The 427-nt window shown below is 53.9% G+C and carries 1 rRNA gene; it reads left to right on the top strand.

Features of this window, described 5'->3' with window-relative positions:
* Positions 1-427, top strand: a 23S ribosomal RNA gene (locus tag FGG79_RS21415); the annotation flags it as partial.

Raw genomic sequence — 427 nt, 5'->3', positions numbered from 1 at the left:
TCCTTCGGGTGATGTGTGATGAGTCTGTGACCCAAACTTGTATTAGGCAAGCTGCGGAGTGACGCAGGAAGGTAGCCCATCCCGGGCGATGGTAGTCCCGGGCTAAATGCGTAGGGCGAGGTGTAGGTAAATCCGCACCTCACGTGCCTGAGACATGACAGCTGGTTGGTCTACGGACCAACGAGTGGGTGATCCTATGCTGCCTAGAAAACCTTCGTGAGCGAGTTATAGAGCCGCCCGTACCCTAAACCGACACAGGTGGTCAGGTAGAGAATACCAAGGTGATCGAGATAACCATGGTTAAGGAACTCGGCAAAATGCCCCCGTAACTTCGGGATAAGGGGGGCCGGACACGTGAGATGAATTTACTTCCTTGAGCGTTGAAGGCCGCAGAGACCAGGCCCAAGCGACTGTTTACTAAAAACAC

The sequence above is a fragment of the Bacillus sp. BHET2 genome, from assembly GCF_005938125.1.
GTDB lineage: Bacteria > Bacillota > Bacilli > Bacillales > Bacillaceae_B > Rossellomorea.
The sequence above is the reverse complement of the archived record's forward strand: the minus strand, read 5'-3'. Positions and strand labels throughout refer to the sequence as shown.